The 551-nt window shown below is 43.7% G+C and carries 1 protein-coding gene; it reads left to right on the top strand.

Annotation, left to right across the window (positions count from 1 at the left end):
- Nucleotides 1-108: 108 nt before the first annotated feature.
- The coding region (locus HL054_RS22210; RefSeq protein ID WP_369141302.1) for a hypothetical protein at nt 109-551 on the top strand (443 nt) is incomplete at its 3' end.

Genomic DNA, 551 nt, shown 5'->3' with positions numbered 1-551 from the left:
GAAAAGTTTCCGATGTCGCGTTTCAAACCGGTAGTAATAAACACGCTGGATGAACTACACCATTACTGTAATAACTTTGCGGTCATGATGGACATTAAACTATTCAACGTGGAACCGCGCATCGAACAGGAAAACTATTTGAGCGCGTCAAAATGTCGTGACCATAAAGGAATGGTAGAAAATAACGGGCGCGTCGAAGCGGCTGACGAACTAACTATTTCCATCACTGAAATAGATTACTGGATTATTTCTAAGTGCTACAAGTGGGAAGAAATGGAAGTGGCAAACGCGAAGATTGCACACAAGAACTATCTTCCAAAGCCCATTATTGAAACCGTTCTGGAAATGTACCAGAAAAAGACGGAACTAAAAGATGTCGCGGGAATGGAGGCAGAGTATCTACTTGAAAAAGGGATGCTCAACAGCACATACGGAATGTGTGTTACTGACCCGGTGAAAGATGATTCACTCTATGAGGACGGGGAATGGTTTAAAGAACCTGCCGACCTGCAAGAATCAATCGACCGCTACAACGGGGATAAAAAGCGCGT

It is taken from the genome of Modestobacter versicolor (assembly GCF_041028285.1).
Lineage (GTDB): Bacteria > Actinomycetota > Actinomycetes > Mycobacteriales > Geodermatophilaceae > Modestobacter > Modestobacter versicolor_A.
This window is presented reverse-complemented; position numbering and strand designations above follow the sequence as displayed.